We start from the raw sequence: 15,327 nt of genomic DNA on the forward strand, positions 1-15,327 counted from the left end.
ACGCTGGGCGAGCACCAGCTACCGGTGAAGATCGTGGTCTACAACAACGAGACGCTGGGCTTCGTGGCGATGGAGATGAAGGCGGCGGGCTTCGTCGATGAAGTCACCAACCTGCCGGCGGCGGATTTTGCCAAGGTCGCCGAGTCGCTGGGCATGTTCAGCGTGCGCGTCGAGTCCTCGGATGCCATCGACGATGCCCTGCGTCTGGCGTTGGCGCATGACGGCCCGGCGCTGGTCGACGTGCGCACCGCCAAGCAGGAGCTGTCGATTCCGCCGCGCATCCAGGCCGAGCAGGCCAAGGGCTTCAGTCTTTACACCGTGCGCGCGGTGATGAGCGGTCGCGGTGACGAGGTGGTCGACCTGGCCAAGACCAACTGGCCGTGGCGGCGCAAGAAATAGTCAGTACCGCGTGGTGGGTGAATCGCGCGTCAGCAGCCCCGAGGCCAGCTGACGGAACGCGTCGGTGGCTCTGGCCAGCACGCCGGCATCGTCGCTGGCGGCAACCCAGAGCGCGGCGTTGAGTGCCGCGCCATTGATCAGCCGCGCTGCGGCTTCCACGTCCACCGGCTTGACGACCCCTTCCGCGATCAGCGCCTCCAGCGTCGTCATCGTCGCCAGCAGGCAGCGGTTCTGGCTCGGCCACTGGGAGGGATCTCCCAGCACCGCCGGGCCATCCAGCAGCACGATGCGCTGGATCTCCGGATCGCGCGCCAGCTCGATGTAGGCACCGCCCTCCGCCAGCAATCCCTCCCAGGCGTTCCTATGGCGCTGCCCGATCTCGTGGGCGCGAGCGGCCATCTCGCTGTCGAGCCGGTCGACGACGGCAGCGAGCAGACCCCGCTTGTCGCCGAAGTGATGGTAGAGCGCGCCACGGGTCAGGCCGGCGCGGGCAGTGAGCTCATCCATCGAGGCGCCGGCGTAGCCCTTCTCGGCGAAGGCCGCTCGTGCGGCATCGATCAACTTGGCGCGGGTCTCTTCCAGCATCTCGGCGCGACTGCGTCGGGCCATGGTGTCTCCTCTCTTCAAAGCGGACTTCACGGCCCAGAGAGTATCGCAGGGCAAAAATAAATGGCATACGCGGCGTATATTAATTTGACATACGCGGCGTATGCGTCATTAATATACGCTTCGTATGTCAATTCCCTGGCGCCCTCGCGCGTCGCACTCTCCCCAAGGAGTCAAACCATGTCGCAAGCTCAGCCTACCCAGTCGCCGCAGCCGGTCTTTCCGGCCAACCGTAGTGCACTCTACGAGAAGCACGGCTACTCGGCCGCGATTCGCTCCGGCGACCTGCTGTTCGTCTCCGGTCAGGTCGGGAGTCTGGAGGATGGCTCGCCGGAGCCCGATTTCGAACGCCAGGTCGCGCTCGCCTTCGACAACCTCAAGGCGGTGCTGGCCGCTGCCGGTTGCGGGCTGGAGGATCTCGTCGACGTCACCACCTTCCACACCGATCCGGAGCATCAGTTCGAGACGGTGCTGGCGGCCAAGTCGCGCCACTTCCCTGCGCCGCCCTATCCCAACTGGACCGCCGTGGGCGTGACCTGGCTGGCCGGGTTCGATTTCGAGATCAAGGTGGTGGCGCGAATTCCCAACAGCGGCTGATGCCCGCGGCCAGTCGCCCAGGGGGCGAGACGATCCGGCCGGCCAGGCCATGCCAGGGGAGAGAGGGGGTCAATGTGGCGAGCGTTCGAGGCGGTAGTCACGGGGCGCGACGCCCATCACTTTCTTGAACTGGCGGGAGAAGTAGTAGGGGTCCTCGTAACCCAGCCGGTTGGCCACCTGCGCGATGTTGAGATCGGTGACGTCGAGCAGATAGCAGGCACGGCTGATTTTCAGATGCTGGAACGCCTGCATCGGCGCCTGTCCGGTCAGGCGCTTGTATTCACGGATGAACTGAAATTGCGACAGGGCGCTGGTGGCCTCGACCAGTTGCGCCAGTTCGATGCGCTGGTGGATACGGGCCTGCAACCAGGCGTCGACCTGGGCCACGTCCAGCGGTGCGTGTCGTTCCCGATACTGATGCCGCAGCAGCGCCAGCAGTGACAGCAGGCTCTTGAGCCGGTTGGCGGCATGGATCAAGTGCGGGGCGCGAAAGCGGGTCGCGGTGGTGAGCAGCAGTTCCCACTCCTCGAGGATCCTGGAGTGCCTGCCGACACCGATGAGGAAGGTGTCGGCGTCTCCGAGAACGGCATCGAAGTAGGCATCGGCCTGGTGTCCGCCCAGATGGACCCAGTAGATGCTCCAGGGGTCGTGTGGATTGGCGCAGTAGCGATGGGCGACGGCACGCCGGAACAGCAGGATGTCCCCGGCGCCCACGGATACCTGGCGACCGTTCTGTTCTGCCGTGCCCGAGCCCGCCACGCAGTAGATCGCGAGGTGATCCTTGGGAGCCCGGCGGTACATGTGATGACCGGCGGCCATGGGATAGTAGCCGACGCCGTGGGGCAGGCAGTCGCCACACAGCGGATGGTTCGATAGCGACACTATCAACGGATGCGGGATCACCACCCGGCGGCCGTCGATCGTCAGGGGCCAGTGCGACGTTTCAGCCAATGGGGTGACGTCGTCTTTCGGCTGATGGCGCAACATTGTCCATCTCCCGGCAATTTCCACCATCCTAGTGCCGCTGCCAGCGTGATACCTATTAGCCATTGATCGTGCATAGCCGATCCGACCTTTCGCTAAAAAGCCTGAAGATCGAAGCCGATCGAGATGAACAAGAATTCGGCTAAAAAAGACAGTATTACAAGAAAAGAGGTGCGCCATGTTGCTCGCCAGTTTCCTCGGTCTTTTTCTAGGCCTGGCCCTGTTGGTGGTGCTAACCATGCTCGGTAATTACATGGAAGGCATTACCGGCTTCTTCATCTCCTGGTTTCCGCCCATTCTGCTGGGAGCGATCTTCGGCCAGCTCATGGGCGACAGCGGCGCCGCCCGGACGATAGCGCGGAAATCCCGGGACTGGTGCGGCGAAAAGCGCGCGATCGTGGCCGTGGTGGGCTCCGGAGGGAGAGGCGTGTTTGTGATGGGGCCGTGGATGACACCTGAAGATCCAAGCCGTTCCAGCCAAGAATGCCAAAGGAGAGAATCATGACCCGACGCTTACCGCAATTGATCGCGGGTGAGTTCGCCCCCAGCGCTACCGAGCAGTGGATCCCCGTGACCGACCCGGCTACCCAGGAGGTGTTGTGCGAGGCACCGGCGGCGACCGAGTCGGAGCTGGCCCGTGCCATCTCCTCCGCCCAGCTCGCCTTCGAATCCTGGCGCGAGGTGCCGGTGAGCGAGCGGGCGCGGCTGATGATGCGCTATCAGGCGCTGCTGAAGGAGCGTCATGAAGAGATCGCCAAGGTGCTGGCGAGGGAGACCGGCAAGACTTTCGATGATGCCAAGGGCGATGTCTGGCGCGGTATCGAAGTGGTCGAGCAGGCGGCCAACGTACCCTCGCTGATGATGGGGGAGACCGCGGAAAACGGGGCCCGCAACATCGATACCCACTCGTGGATCCAGCCGATAGGGGTATGCGCCGGGATCACCCCGTTCAACTTTCCGGCAATGATCCCGCTGTGGATGTTCCCGCTGGCCATCGCTTGTGGCAACACCTTCGTGCTCAAGCCCTCGGAGCAGGATCCGATGACGCCCAACCTGCTGGCGGAGCTGTTCCTCGAGGCCGGTGCCCCGCCGGATCTGCTGCAGGTGGTTCATGGTGGCAAGGCGCAGGTGGATCCGCGGCTGGTGAATCCCGATATTCGGGCGGTCTCCTTCGTCGGCTCGGTGGCGGTGGGCCAGCACGTCTATCGCACCGCTACCGACCACCTCAAGCGCGCGCAGTGCGTCGCCGGGGCCAAGAACCACATGGTGGTGATGCCGGACGCCGATCCTCGCCAGGTGGTCAATGCGCTGGTGGGTTCCGCCTGCGGGGCCGCCGGCCAGCGCTGCATGGCGATCAGCGTGGCGGTGTTCGTCGGCAGCGCGCGCGACTGCCTCGAGTCGCTCACCGCCGCCTTCGCCGAGCTGCGTCCCGGCGCCTGGGACGATCCCGAGGCCGCCTATGGCCCGCAGATCAGCCCTCAGGCCAAGGCGCGCATTCTCGACCTGATCGCCAAGGGCAAGGCGGAGGGCGCGACCTGCCGACTCGATGGCAGCGACTGCCAGGTCGAGGGGTTGCCCGACGGCAACTGGGTCGGTCCGACCCTGTTCACCGATGTGACGCCGGAAATGTCGATCTATCGCGAAGAGATTTTCGGGCCGGTGCTCTGCTGCGTCTGCGTCGATACCCTCGACGAAGCCATCGCGCTGGTCAACGCCAGCCCCTACGGCAACGGCACCTCGATCTTCACCGCCAGCGGGGCGGCGGCGCGGCGCTATCAACACCGGGTCGAGGTGGGGCAGGTCGGGGTCAACGTGCCGATCCCGGTGCCGCTGCCGTTCTTCAGCTTCACCGGCTGGAAGGGCTCGTCCTACGGCGACCAGCACGCCTACGGCAAGCAGGCGGTGCGCTTCTACACCGAAACCAAGACCGTCACCAGCCGCTGGTTCGACGAGGAGGCCATGGCCGGCCCCAATCTCTCGATCCAGTTGAAATGACGGCAACGCGGCGGTCGTTTTCGGTGCTTCGGGGGCTTTACCCCTTCTTGGCAGGAGTTTTACCCCTTTCAGTAGGAGCCTTACCCCTTTCAGCCACAGTCGCAACGCGGGAGACACGACATGGACATTGCATTTTTCGGTGTCGGCAACATGGGCGGTCCGATGGCCGCCAACCTGGTCAAGGCGGGTCACAGGGTCCGCGTCTTCGATCTGGTCCCGGCCCTGGTCGAGGCAGCAGTGGAGAACGGTGCCGAAGCCGCGCCGGATCCGGCGCGGGCGGTCTCCGGCGCGGAAATGGTGATCAGCATGCTGCCGTCGGCGCAGGCCGTGGAGGAGCTCTATCTCGGTGAGGCGGGCATCCTTTCGGCGATCGATCCCGCCAGCCTGATCGTCGACTGTTCGACCATCGATGCCGCCACGGCCCGCAAACTGTCGGTACTCGCGGGCGAGAGCGGGCGCACGATGATCGACGCACCGGTGTCGGGTGGCGTCGGCGGATCGCGCGCCGGGACCCTGACCTTCATCTGCGGCGGGCCGGAAGCCGCGGTCGAAAGGGCGCGCCCGCTACTGGAAGTGATGGGGCGCAACGTCTTCCGGGCAGGCGACAGCGGGGCCGGGCAGGTCGCCAAGATCTGCAACAACATGCTGCTGGCCATCCTGATGGCGGGGACCGCCGAAGCGCTGCAGCTCGGCGTCGACAACGGCCTGGATCCGGCCGTGCTGTCGCAGATCATGGCGGAGAGTTCCGGCAGCAACTGGGCCTTGAAGGTCTACAACCCCTGGCCGGGCGTGATGGAGAACGCGCCCGCCAGCAACGACTACCGGGGCGGTTTCGGGGTCAAGCTGATGAACAAGGATCTCGGTCTGGCACTCCAGTCGGCGCTGGCCAGTCGCTCCTCCACGCCGATGGGCGCCCAGGCGAGCAGCCTGTACGCCCTGCATGCCAATGCCGGCAACGAGGCGCTGGATTGCTCCAGCATTCAGCGCCTCTACGCGAGCCGAGGCGCGTGATCCCGGGGGTCAAACCACCGAGGTCATGCCGCCGTCGACGAAGACGTTCTGCCCGGAGACGAAGTTCGACGCTCCCGAGCAGAGGTAGACCAGCGTGCCCACCAGCTCCTCGACCTGGCCCCAGCGCTGCGCCGGCGTGCGCTTCTCGATCCAGGCGTTGAAATCGGCGTCCTGCCACAGCGCCTGGTTCATGTCGGTCTGGAAGTAGCCGGGCGAGAGGCAGTTGACCTGGATGCCGTAGCGCGCCAGGTCCGCCGCCATGCCCTGGGTCAGCAGCGCCACGCCGCCCTTGGAGGCGGCGTAGGGGACGATGGTCTCGCGGGCGAGCTTCGACTGCACCGAGCCGATGTTGACGATCTTGCCGCTGCCGCGTTCCGACATCGCCGGGCTCACCGCCTTCGACACATAGAAGGCGCTGGAGAGGTTGGTGGCGACGACGGCATCCCAGTCGGCGGGGGCGAAGTCGTTGAACGGGCCGCGTTTCTGCAGGCCGGCGTTGTTGACCAGGATGTCCGGCACGCCGAGACGTTCGATCAGCGGGTCGATGGCCGCTTTCACGGCCCCGGCGTCGGTGACATCGAAGGCCACGGCGTCGACCTTGGCCCCGGTCTCAGCAGCCAGGGTCCGCGCGGCTTTCTCGGCCGCCTCCTGGCGGCGACCGTGAACGATCACATGGACGCCCTGCTGGGCCAGACCGCGGGCCAGGGCATGGCCCAGTCCGCGGGTGGAGCCGGTGACCAGCGCCAGCCGGTCTTGAATGTCGAAGAGGTTTTTCATGGTTCTCCCTGAGAGCGTCGGGAATTTAGAAAATCAGATAGACGATGCAGGCCAACACGAAGCCGACCACCGACTCCAGCGCCTGCTGCACGGTCCAGGTCATCAGCGTGGTCTTGACGTCCATGCCCAGCAGGCGCCCCACCAGCCAGAACCCGGAGTCGTTGACGTGGCCGGCGAACACCGAGCCGGCGGCGGTGGCGAGGGTGATCGCGACCACCTGCATGGCGGAGAAATCGCCGCTGGCAACGGCGGGCGCCATCAGGCCGGCGGCGGTGACCAGCGCCACCGTGGCGGAGCCCTGGGCCAGACGCATGACCACCGCGACCAGGTAGGCGGCGACGATCACCGGCATGCCCAGATCGCTCATCGAGTCGGAGAGCGCGTCGCCGATGCCGGAAGCCTGCAGCACCCCGCCGAACATGCCCCCGGCGCCGGTGATCAGGATCACCGAGCAGATCGGCCCCAGCGAGGAGTCGACGATCTTCTCCAGTGCGCTGCCGCCCTCGCCGCGGCGGCTGCCCAGCACGTAGATCGCCACCAGCACCGAGATCAGCAGCGCGATCGGCGTCTCGCCCAGCGAGGAGAGGAACTGGAACCAGGTGGCTTCGCTGTCGGCCACGCCGGCGGCGCGGGCGAAATCGAGCCCGGTATTGAGGAAGATCAGCGCCAGCGGCAGCAGCAGCAGCGCGATGACCGTGCCGACGCTGGGCGGATTCTCGATCTTGTCGTCGTCACGGCCGCCGAACAGGCTGACTTCCAGCTTGAAATCGAAGCGGCTGGCGGCGAAACGCCCCCACAGGTAACCCGAGAGATACCACATCGGGAAGGCGATGATGATCCCCACCAGCAGCACTAGGCCGAGGTTGGCGCCGTAGAGCTCGGTGGCGGTGACCGGGCCGGGGTGCGGCGGCACGAACACGTGCATCACCGAAAACGCCGCCGCCGCCGGCAGGGCGTAGAGCAGCACCGGACCGCCGAGGCGTTTAGCCACCGCGAAGATGATCGGCAGCATCACGATCAGCCCGGCATCGAAGAAGATCGGGAAACCCATGATCAGCGAGGCGATACCCAGCGCGAACGGTGCGCGGGCCTCGCCGAACAGAGACACCATCCGCTCGGCCAGCACTTGGGCGCCGCCGGAGTGCTCCACCAGCTTGCCCAGCATCGCGCCGAAGCCGACCAGCAGCGCCACCGAGCCCAGCGTGCCGGCGAAGCTGTCGGTCATGGTATCGACGATGGCGCCGGCCGGAATGCCGGTGGCGAAGGCGGTCAGCAGGCTGACCAGCACCAGCGTCGGAAAGGCGTGTAGATGAAAGCGGATGATCAATATCAGTAGCAGCGCGATCGCTGCGGCGGCGATGCCGAGCAGCGGCCCTGCCGTCAGAGTCTGCGTCCAGTCGTCCATGAGGCTCTCCCGAAAGTGGTCGTTGCGGTCCCACCGTTACACGAAGTGATGTGTCTAAAAATACGACGTTGGTTTTGTTGCTCCATTGCTCAGCTCTGTTTCAGGCTCCGAAAAGTGTTGATTTTCGTAAAATCATCGCACTGCTAAGCGCGATATCGAACCTTACTCGTCAGATTCGTTGTTTTTTTACAACGAAATGCCGCAAGGCCCGGTCGATTTGAACATTTGTCAGGTGCGACCAACACTTGAAAGGTCACCCTCATCGTCGGACAGCCCATCATGTATCGCCAATGTTTTTATTTTCTGACCGCTGCGTTGATCGCGGCCACCCTCGTCATCGGCATTTTCTGGCCGCCTCTGCTCTGGTCGCTGCTTCTGTGGATACCGTTGGCACTCGTCGGCTGGCGGGATCTGCGCTCGCCCCACAACGTGCGCTACAACTATCCGCTGATCGGGCATCTTCGCTACCTGCTCGAATTCGTGCGCCCGGAGCTGCGCCAGTATTTCTTCGAATCCGAGACCAGCGGCCGCCCGTTCTCCCGCGAGCAGCGCAACCTGATCAATGCGCGTGCCGACGGCAGCGGAGACACGTCGCCCTTCGGCACCATCCGCGATGTCGATGCGCCCGGCTACAACGTCTCCTACCACTCGATCCAGCCCGGCAAGGTACCGGAGGAGGCGCGCTGGATCACCATCGGCGGGCCCCAGTGCGCCCGGCCCTATCGCTCATCGCGGCTGAACATCTCGGCGATGAGTTTCGGCTCGCTTTCCGGCAACGCCGTCGAGGCGATGAACCTGGGCGCGAAGCAGGGCGGGTTCGCCCACGATACCGGCGAGGGCGCGATCAGCCCCTACCATGAAAAACATGGCGGCGATCTGATCTGGGAGCTGGGCACGGCCTACTTCGGCTGCCGCCAGAAGAATGGCCGCTTCGATGCCGAGACGTTTCGGGAGAAGGCGCGAAGCGAGCAGGTCAAGATGGTCGAGATCAAGATATCCCAGGGCGCCAAGCCCTCCCATGGCGGGCTGCTGCCGGGCGCCAAGGTCAACCGGGAGATCGCCAGCACGCGCCAGATCGAGACCGGCCAGGACTGCGCCTCCCCCTCGTCGCACCCGGAGTTCTCCAACCCGCGCGAGCTGATGGCGTTCGTCGCACGCCTGCGTGAACTGAGCGACGGCAAGCCGGTCGGAATCAAGCTCTGCCTGGGCAAGCACAGCGAATTCCTGAGTCTCTGCAAGGGAATGATCGAGACCGGCACGCTGGTCGACTTCATCGTCATCGACGGTGCCGAGGGCGGCACCGGGGCGGCGCCGCAGGAGTTCTCGGACAGCCTCGGCGTGTTCATCGACGAGGCGCTGCCCTTCGTCGACAACGCCCTGCGCGGCGCCGGGCTGCGTGACAAGATCCGCCTCGTCGCCAGCGGCAAGGTCGCCCTGGGCTACGACATGGTGGTCAAGGCCGCGCTCGGCGCCGATATGTGCAACGCCGCGCGGCCGTTCATGTTCGCGGTCGGCTGTATCCAGGCCCGGCGCTGCCACACCAACAAGTGCCCCACCGGGGTGGCGACCCAGGACCCCAAGCGGGCGCGCGCGATCGACGTGCCGGAGAAGGCGGAGCGGGTGGCGCGCTACCACCGCGCTACCCTGGATGGCTTTGCCGCGATCACCGGTGCCATGGGGCTCTCACATTTCGACGAGCTGACCCCGGACCATATCCGGCATCGCAGCGGCTACGCGCCGGCTCGGGGCTACGGCGATTTCGAGCTGCCGAGGCTCGACGAGGGCCAACTGCTGGGTGAGGAGATTCCCACGCCATGGCGCGAGCACTGGCAAGCGGCGGCCGTCGACCGCTTCTAGCCGGATCGGGGCGCCGGCTCCCGGCTCGCACCGGCAGCGCCACGTGCTAACCTCGATGGCAGTCACCCTGTCATCGAGGCACCGCATGCACCCTTTTCCTGCCTACCGCTATCAATCCGCCACTTCCGATCCCGCTTCCGGTGGGGCTGGCAGCGGCGATCGCGCCCTCGTCGATCACACGGACACCGACCACGCAGACTCTGACCACACAGACAACGATTCTCATCGCTGGCTGGAAGCGGTCGACAGTTCCGAGGCGCTGGCCTGGGTCGAGGATCAGAACCGGCGGACGCTGGAGCGCTTCGAAGACGCCGAGTTCGAGACGTTGCAAACGGGTTTGCGCGAGATCCTCGACGCCGACGACCGCATCCCGTTCGTGGTCAAGCGGGGCGAGCACTACTACAACTTCTGGCAGGATGCCGAGCACCCGCGCGGCTTGTGGCGGCGGACCACATGGGAATCCTATCGCCAGTCGCGACCGGCGTGGGAGGTGCTGATCGACGTCGATGCCCTCAACGCCGCCGAGGGCGAGAACTGGGTCTGGCATGGCGCCAGTTGCCTGGAGCCGGAGACGCCGGAAGCCCCCTGGGAGCGGGCGCTGGTATCGCTCTCCCGCGGTGGCGCGGATGCCGACGTGACCCGCGAGTTCGACCTGATCGACAAGCGCTGGGTCGGAGCCGGCGATAACGGCGAGGCCGGTTTCGAGCGCCCGGAGGCCAAGGGCGGCATGAGCTGGATCGATCGCGACACGCTGTTCGTCTATACCGATTTCGGTACCGACTCCTTGACCAGCTCCGGCTACCCGCGCTGCGTCAAGCGCTGGCGCCGGGGCCAGCCCATGGCCGAGGCGACCACGCTGTTCGAGGCGGGCAAACGGGAACTGATGGCCATCGGCTTCCGCGACCGTACCCGCGGTTTCGAGCGCGATTTCATCCATCATGCGCTGGCGTTCTACGAGCAGCGTCTGATCGAGCTGCTGCCCGATGGCGAGGCGTTCCCCATCGAAGTGCCGCTCTCGGCCCAGGCGGTGGTGCACCGGGACTGGTTGCTGGTCCACCTGCGCGACGACTGGACGCTGGGGAGCGAGAGCGAGACCGCCGTGAGCTACCCCAGCGGCGCGCTGCTGGCGATCGACTACCCGGCGTTCAAGCGGGGCGATCGCGGTTTCACGGTGCTGTTCACGCCGGATGCCCACCGCTCGCTGGAGGGTTTCGAATGGACGCGGCACTACCTGGTGCTGGATATCCTCGAGGACGTCAAGCACCGGCTTCAGGTGCTGACGCCGGGCCAGGGCGACGACTGGGCGCCACAGCCGATCCCGGGCTTGCCGGACGCCGGTGAGATCGGCGTCGCGGCCGTGGATGACGAGGAGAGCGATGAGCTCTTCGTCATCACCACCGACTATCTCACGCCCACCACGCTCTCGCGGATGGATCTGGCGCAACGCGATCCGGCGGCGTCGGACGAGCGGCTGGAGACGATCAAGCGCGCGCCGAGCTTCTTCGAATCGCAGGGGATGCGGGTCACCCAGCGCTTCGCCACCAGTCAGGACGGTACCCGGATCCCCTATTTCCTGGTGCTGCCGGCCGGAGTGGAGGGCGCAACGAGTGGCCATGGCGATAGGCCGGCCCAGCCGCTGCCGACGCTGCTCTACGGCTACGGCGGCTTCGAGATATCACTGACCCCGCACTACATCGCCGGGGCCGGGCGCAGCTGGCTTTCGCGCGGCGGCGCCTATGTGGTCGCCAATATCCGGGGCGGCGGCGAGTATGGCCCGCGCTGGCACCGCGCCGCGCTCAAGGGCGAACGCCACAAGGCGTTCGAGGATTTCGCCGCGGTGGCGGAAGACCTGGTCGCCACCGGCATTACCACCCCGGAACGGCTCGGCATCCAGGGCGGCTCCAACGGCGGCCTGCTGGTGGGCAACATGATCACCCGCTACCCGGACCATTTCGCCGCGGCGGTTTGCGAAGTGCCGCTGCTCGACATGCGCCGCTATCACCAGCTGTTGGCCGGCGCCTCGTGGATGGCGGAGTACGGCGATCCGGACAGCGCCGACTGGGACGATTTCCTCAAGGGCTATTCGCCCTACCACAACCTGCGCGAGGGCGTGGACTATCCTGCGGTGCTGTTCACCACCTCGACGCGGGACGACCGCGTACACCCCGGCCACGCCCGCAAGATGATGGCGAAGATGGCGGCGATGGGTGCAGGTGACGTCTACTATTTCGAGAATACCGAGGGCGGCCATGGCGGCGCGGCGGACAACGCCCAGCGGGCGAAGCTGAGCGCGCTGGCGTGGCGGTTCCTGTGGGATCGGTTGGGCGCGGCCGGTTAGAGCGCCTCGTGGTCGTCTGGCAGGCCCGACCGACGCGGGCGCGACAGCGTCAGTCCGACGCGCTCAGCACCGGGAGCCGATACCAACGCACGGCGTTGTCGTGAAGGATCGCCCGACGGGCGTCCGGCGCCGAATCGGCGATGGCCTGCTCGACCATGGCGAGCCAGGTCGCGTAGCTCGCATTGAGCCCGGTAACTGGAAAATTGCTGGCATAGAGACAGCGCTCGGCACCGAAGATGCCGATGGTCTCGGCTAGCAGCGCGATATTCTGGTGCTCATCCCAACTCGCCATGGGGCTTCCCAGTTCCGAGAGCTTGACCGCGACGCTGGGGTTGGCCGCCAGCGCCCGCATGCCCTCGCGCCAGCGTGCCAGTCCTGGCTCGCTGCGGTCCCAGGGCAGGCCGGTATGGTTGAGAATCACGCGCAGGTTGGGGGTCTCTTCCAGCGCCCTGGCGGCATCCGCAAGGTGCCAGGCCGGCACCCGCAGATCCCAGGACAGCTCGCGCTCCTCCAGTAGACGCAGCCCTCGGGTCCAGCCGGCATCCTGCAGCGAGCCGGGTGCGCCAAGCGTACCGTCGTATCGATCGGGACGTGCAGCCGTCACCGGTTTGGCGCGCACGCCGCGAAACAGCGGCGAATCCATCTGGCGATCGAGCTGTGTCTCGCAGGCTGGATCGGCGAAGGCCGCCCAGCCCACCAGTGCCACCGGCAGTCCCTGCTGCTCGGAGAGCTGCGTTAGCCAGCGGGTTTCGACCTCGGGCGCTTGACGAGTCGACTCGGCCTCGCAGTGCACCGTGCCCGCCAGGCGATAGCCCGGAGGTATCAGCGTCCGGATGTCCGCCGGCAGGAACGGTTGGCGAATTGCGGCGTAATCGCCGAGGAAGAAGTGATCGTCGACCTCCTCCTCGAGCCACGGATAGTGCACGCTGCCGTCCAACGCCCAGAAGTGGTGATGGCTATCGATCAGGAGCTGTTCGCTCATAAGGGGTGACCTCAGTTTGCCAGCCAGTAGAGCGGCACGGTGATGATCTGCGGGAACGCCACGAACAGCAGCAGCAGTGCGACGTAGGCCGCGACGAAGGGCAGTACGCCCATGACCGCTTTCTCGAACTTGATCTGGCCCACGCTGGTGATGACGTTGAGCACGTTGCCCACCGGTGGCGTGATCAGGCCGTTGGCGCAATTGAGCACGAACATGATGCCGAAGTAGACCGGAGCGATGCCGGCGATCTTGACGATCGGCATCAGGATCGGCGTCAGCACCAGGATCGTCGGCGTCAGATCCATCACCATGCCGACGATCAGCACGATAGCCATGATCGCCAGCATCAGCAGCCGGGGATGATCGGCCAGCGGGGCCAGCAGACCTGCCACCATCATCGGCAACTGGGCGATGCTGATCAGCCAGGAGGCGACGCTGGCCGCCGCCACCAGGAACATCACCACGGCCGTGTTGCGCGCTGCCTGCGTCAGTACCTCATACAACTCGACGAGATTGAGTTCCCGGTAGATCAGGGTGGATACCAGCATGGCGTAGACGGCCGCGACCACACCGGCCTCGGTGGGGGTGAAAATGCCGGTCTTGATACCGCCGATGATGATCACCGGCAGCAATATGGCCCAGAAGCTCTGGCGCAGCGCGGTCAAGCGCTCGGCACCAGTGGCCTTCTTTGCCACCACCAGATCCTCCTTGCGGGTGATGAACATCCACATCAGCACCAGGGTCGCGCCCATGATCAGCCCCGGAACGATGCCGGCCAGGAACAGCTTGCTGATCGAGATGCTGCCCGCCACCCCGATGATGATCAGCGGAATGGAGGGCGGGATGATCGGGGCGATGATCCCGCCGGCCGCCATCAGCCCGGCGGAGCGGCCCTGTGGGTAGCCTGCCTGGCGCATCATCGGCAGCAGCATCGATCCCAGTGCCGCGGTATCGGCGACGGCCGAGCCTGACAGGCTGGCCATGACGATGGCGGCGAAGATGGCAACGAAGCCGAGCCCACCCTTGCGGTGCCCCACGAAGCTCATCGCCAGCAGCACGATGCGCTTCGACAGGCCGCCGCGCGACATCACCTCGCCGGCCACCAGGAAGAAGGGAATCGCCAGCAGCGTGTAGCTGTCGGCGCCGTTGATCAGGTTCTGGGCCAGGATCTGCGAATCGAACAGCCCCAGATGCAGCATCAGCACCACGGCGCTGACCAGCAGGGCGAAGGCGATCGGCAGGCTGAGCCCGATCGAGGCCAGCAGCGAGACGAGGAACAGGCCTATGGTCATGGTGCCATCTCCTGGCGGTTCGGCATCGATGTGGGCGGGGTCGGCATCAGCAATCGCAACGTCAGGATCAGCGACATCAGGACTCCGGCGACCAGCCCGGCCAGATAGAAGACGCCCACGGGGATGCCGCTGATCGGGGACAGGTCGCTCCAGTTGAGCAGCGTCTGGGCATAGCTGCCCTTGACCAGCATCAGACAGCAGACCAGCATCGCCAGCGTCACCAGCCACCGCAGCACGGCCTGCGCCCTACGCGGCAGGCGATCCGAGAACGTCGTCACGCTGAGGTGTTCGTGTCGCATCAGGCCCACGACGGTGCCGAGAAAGATCACCCATACGAACAGGAACCGCGACAGCTCGACGCTGATCGAGATGCCGCTATTGAAGCCGTAGCGCAGCACGACATTGGCGAACACCAGCGCGATCATTGCCACCAGGGCCAGTACCATCACCAGATTGAGGGTTCTTTCGGTGAGGCGTGACAGGCGACACAGCGTCTTCTGGAGCGAGCCAAGGGGCGTACGGACGCTCGCTTGTGCCGGTCTGGACATGATGGGCCTCTCTGCAGGTCGCAATCGGTGGTCGATCGTGTTGGACAGCCGCCACGGCGCCGGTCTATTCCGTTTTGGTCGTCGTGGGCCTTGCCGCCTGGATGGCCTCGATCAGCTCGGTGCCGTACTGCTCGGCGAAGCTGGCCTGCACCGGAGCGGAGACGATATCGCGCATCGAGGCGCGATCCGGCTCCTCGACGATCTGCATGCCCTGCTGCTTGAGAAATTCGAGGTCGCCGGTCAGGCGTCGGGCGAGTTCCTCGCGTTCGAACGTCGCCGAATCGATGGCGGCCTGGACCAGCAGCTGCTGGTACTCCGGGCTCAAGCCATCGAACTTGGCCTTGTTCATGACCAGGGGGGCCGCGGTATAGGCATGCGCCGTGAGCGACAGATAGTCCTGAACCTCGTAGAAATTGGCCGAGCGGATCAGGCTGACCGGGTTCTCCTGTCCATCCACCGTGCGTGTCTCCAGCGCCGTGAACAGTTCGGTGAACGGCATCGGCGTCGGGTTGGCGCCCAAGGCCTTGAAAGCGGCG

General features: G+C 65.7%; 15 protein-coding genes. 7 read left to right on the plus strand and 8 right to left on the minus strand.

All coding sequences use genetic code 11. The features are described 5' to 3' along the window. On the plus strand, nt 1–399 hold a 399-nt coding region (locus tag AC3AYF_RS09410; protein WP_487779664.1), incomplete at its 5' end, for a thiamine pyrophosphate-dependent enzyme. On the opposite strand, the gene AC3AYF_RS09415 is transcribed toward AC3AYF_RS09410, so the two are convergent. Then, the gene (locus tag AC3AYF_RS09415; RefSeq protein WP_295036394.1) at nt 400–1,008 is read right to left on the minus strand and encodes a TetR/AcrR family transcriptional regulator; all 609 of its coding nucleotides are present in this window, start codon (nt 1,006–1,008) and stop codon (nt 400–402) included. It lies immediately after the preceding gene. Nucleotides 1,009–1,185: 177 nt separating this feature from the next. On the opposite strand from AC3AYF_RS09415, the gene AC3AYF_RS09420 reads away from it, so the two are divergent. Next, nucleotides 1,186–1,602 carry a RidA family protein gene (locus AC3AYF_RS09420; RefSeq protein WP_295036393.1) on the plus strand — a complete coding sequence of 139 codons (417 nt, stop codon included), beginning with the start codon at nt 1,186–1,188 and terminating at the stop codon, nt 1,600–1,602. A gap of 69 nt (nt 1,603–1,671) precedes the next feature. Here AC3AYF_RS09420 and AC3AYF_RS09425 read toward each other — a convergent pair whose 3' ends face one another. Beyond that, entirely contained in the window at nt 1,672–2,589 is a 918-nt protein-coding gene (locus tag AC3AYF_RS09425; RefSeq protein ID WP_295036391.1) for an AraC family transcriptional regulator, read from the minus strand. Between the two features lie 175 nt (nt 2,590–2,764). Here AC3AYF_RS09425 and AC3AYF_RS09430 point away from each other — a divergent pair, with 175 nt between their 5' ends. The 3 genes from AC3AYF_RS09430 to mmsB all read left to right on the plus strand — a co-directional run bounded on the left by AC3AYF_RS09430 (nt 2,765) and on the right by mmsB (nt 5,592). After that, entirely contained in the window at nt 2,765–3,091 is a 327-nt protein-coding gene (locus AC3AYF_RS09430; RefSeq protein ID WP_295036390.1) for a GntT/GntP/DsdX family permease, read from the plus strand. Then, nucleotides 3,088–4,581, plus strand: a complete 1,494-nt coding sequence (locus AC3AYF_RS09435) for a CoA-acylating methylmalonate-semialdehyde dehydrogenase (RefSeq protein WP_487779665.1) — start codon at nt 3,088–3,090, stop codon at nt 4,579–4,581. The genes AC3AYF_RS09430 and AC3AYF_RS09435 overlap by 4 nt, the downstream gene beginning before the upstream one ends. A 120-nt stretch (nt 4,582–4,701) precedes the next feature. After that, entirely contained in the window at nt 4,702–5,592 is an 891-nt protein-coding gene (gene mmsB / locus AC3AYF_RS09440; protein WP_487779666.1) for a 3-hydroxyisobutyrate dehydrogenase, read from the plus strand. 9 nt (nt 5,593–5,601) lie between these two features. Here the strand turns inward: mmsB and AC3AYF_RS09445 are convergent, their stop codons facing one another. Then, the gene (locus AC3AYF_RS09445) at nt 5,602–6,369 is read right to left on the minus strand and encodes an SDR family oxidoreductase (RefSeq protein WP_487779667.1); all 768 of its coding nucleotides are present in this window, start codon (nt 6,367–6,369) and stop codon (nt 5,602–5,604) included. A gap of 25 nt (nt 6,370–6,394) precedes the next feature. Next, nucleotides 6,395–7,774 (minus strand): GntP family permease, encoded by a 1,380-nt coding sequence (locus AC3AYF_RS09450; protein ID WP_295036386.1) that lies wholly within the window; start codon nt 7,772–7,774, stop codon nt 6,395–6,397. Between the two features lie 279 nt (nt 7,775–8,053). On the opposite strand from AC3AYF_RS09450, the gene AC3AYF_RS09455 reads away from it, so the two are divergent. Together AC3AYF_RS09455 and AC3AYF_RS09460 are read left to right on the plus strand one after the other, a co-directional pair. After that, entirely contained in the window at nt 8,054–9,631 is a 1,578-nt protein-coding gene (locus AC3AYF_RS09455) for an FMN-binding glutamate synthase family protein (RefSeq protein ID WP_487779668.1), read from the plus strand. Between the two features lie 85 nt (nt 9,632–9,716). Further along, nucleotides 9,717–11,969, plus strand: coding sequence for a prolyl oligopeptidase family serine peptidase (locus AC3AYF_RS09460; RefSeq protein WP_295036384.1), 2,253 nt, complete (start codon nt 9,717–9,719; stop codon nt 11,967–11,969). Between the two features lie 49 nt (nt 11,970–12,018). On the opposite strand, the gene AC3AYF_RS09465 is transcribed toward AC3AYF_RS09460, so the two are convergent. From AC3AYF_RS09465 to dctP, 4 genes are all read right to left on the minus strand, one after another. After that, nucleotides 12,019–12,951, minus strand: coding sequence for an amidohydrolase family protein (locus AC3AYF_RS09465; protein ID WP_295036383.1), 933 nt, complete (start codon nt 12,949–12,951; stop codon nt 12,019–12,021). Nucleotides 12,952–12,962: 11 nt separating this feature from the next. Further along, the gene (locus AC3AYF_RS09470; RefSeq protein ID WP_487779669.1) at nt 12,963–14,243 is read right to left on the minus strand and encodes a TRAP transporter large permease subunit; all 1,281 of its coding nucleotides are present in this window, start codon (nt 14,241–14,243) and stop codon (nt 12,963–12,965) included. Further along, complete coding sequence (locus tag AC3AYF_RS09475; protein WP_295036381.1) at nt 14,240–14,791, minus strand: TRAP transporter small permease; 552 nt, start codon at nt 14,789–14,791, stop codon at nt 14,240–14,242. Before AC3AYF_RS09475 ends, AC3AYF_RS09470 begins: the two co-directional genes overlap by 4 nt. A gap of 64 nt (nt 14,792–14,855) precedes the next feature. Beyond that, nucleotides 14,856–15,327: TRAP transporter substrate-binding protein DctP (gene dctP, locus AC3AYF_RS09480; RefSeq protein WP_295036380.1), on the minus strand; the 472-nt coding region annotated here is incomplete at its 5' end.

It is taken from the genome of Salinicola sp. (assembly GCF_982684285.1).

What these genes read in the sequence shown, in the direction of transcription:
- AC3AYF_RS09420 (WP_295036393.1), top strand. Translation starts at nt 1,186, where the DNA reads ATGTCGCAAGCTCAGCCTACCCAGTCGCCGCAGCCGGTCTTTCCGGCC.
- AC3AYF_RS09450 (WP_295036386.1), bottom strand. Translation starts at nt 7,774, where the DNA reads ATGGACGACTGGACGCAGACTCTGACGGCAGGGCCGCTGCTCGGCATC.
- AC3AYF_RS09430 (WP_295036390.1), top strand. Translation starts at nt 2,765, where the DNA reads ATGTTGCTCGCCAGTTTCCTCGGTCTTTTTCTAGGCCTGGCCCTGTTG.
- AC3AYF_RS09470 (WP_487779669.1), bottom strand. Translation starts at nt 14,243, where the DNA reads ATGACCATAGGCCTGTTCCTCGTCTCGCTGCTGGCCTCGATCGGGCTC.
- AC3AYF_RS09425 (WP_295036391.1), bottom strand. Translation starts at nt 2,589, where the DNA reads ATGTTGCGCCATCAGCCGAAAGACGACGTCACCCCATTGGCTGAAACG.
- AC3AYF_RS09455 (WP_487779668.1), top strand. Translation starts at nt 8,054, where the DNA reads ATGTATCGCCAATGTTTTTATTTTCTGACCGCTGCGTTGATCGCGGCC.
- AC3AYF_RS09445 (WP_487779667.1), bottom strand. Translation starts at nt 6,369, where the DNA reads ATGAAAAACCTCTTCGACATTCAAGACCGGCTGGCGCTGGTCACCGGC.
- AC3AYF_RS09415 (WP_295036394.1), bottom strand. Translation starts at nt 1,008, where the DNA reads ATGGCCCGACGCAGTCGCGCCGAGATGCTGGAAGAGACCCGCGCCAAG.
- AC3AYF_RS09435 (WP_487779665.1), top strand. Translation starts at nt 3,088, where the DNA reads ATGACCCGACGCTTACCGCAATTGATCGCGGGTGAGTTCGCCCCCAGC.
- mmsB (WP_487779666.1), top strand. Translation starts at nt 4,702, where the DNA reads ATGGACATTGCATTTTTCGGTGTCGGCAACATGGGCGGTCCGATGGCC.
- AC3AYF_RS09460 (WP_295036384.1), top strand. Translation starts at nt 9,717, where the DNA reads ATGCACCCTTTTCCTGCCTACCGCTATCAATCCGCCACTTCCGATCCC.
- AC3AYF_RS09475 (WP_295036381.1), bottom strand. Translation starts at nt 14,791, where the DNA reads ATGTCCAGACCGGCACAAGCGAGCGTCCGTACGCCCCTTGGCTCGCTC.
- AC3AYF_RS09465 (WP_295036383.1), bottom strand. Translation starts at nt 12,951, where the DNA reads ATGAGCGAACAGCTCCTGATCGATAGCCATCACCACTTCTGGGCGTTG.